Origin of the sequence: Leisingera sp. ANG-M1, from assembly GCF_000813745.1 — a bacterium.
Lineage (GTDB): Bacteria > Pseudomonadota > Alphaproteobacteria > Rhodobacterales > Rhodobacteraceae > Leisingera.
In genome coordinates this window covers 891-1379 of sequence record NZ_JWLC01000065.1, presented here as the reverse complement: position 1 = coordinate 1379, position 489 = coordinate 891, and the positions used below count along the sequence as shown (strand labels likewise).

The following is a 489-nucleotide window of genomic DNA, read 5'->3' as shown; positions in this document are numbered from 1 at the left end:
CTGTTTTCACCACTTTGGAGCTGCCCGCGGACAAGGCGGAGCCGGACCGCTGCGGCTCCTGCCGGGCCTGTCTGGACAGCTGCCCGACCGATGCCTTTCCGGCGCCGTACCAGGTCGATGCGCGGCGCTGCATTTCCTATCTCACCATCGAGCACAAGGGGGTGGTCGCGGAAGAGCTGCGGGAGAAGATGGGCAACCGGATTTATGGCTGCGACGACTGCCTGGCGGCCTGTCCCTGGAACAAGTTTGCGGTGGCGGCGAGCGACATGCGCTATGCAGCGCGCGACGAGCTGAAGGCGCCGAGGCTGGCGGAGCTGGCAGTTCTGGATGATGCGGCGTTCCGGGCGATGTTTTCCGGCTCGCCGATCAAGCGCATCGGGCGCGACCGCTTTGTGCGCAATGTGCTTTATGCCATCGGCAATTCCGGGCTGCCGGAACTGCGCGCTGTGGCGCAGGGGTTGACGGGAGATCCGGATGCAGCAGTGGCGG

General features: G+C 65.8%; 1 protein-coding gene. It reads left to right on the top strand.

Annotation, left to right across the window (positions count from 1 at the left end; all coding sequences use genetic code 11):
- Positions 1-489 (top strand): tRNA epoxyqueuosine(34) reductase QueG (gene queG / locus RA19_RS25320; protein WP_039168693.1); only part of this gene is annotated, 489 nt, incomplete at both ends.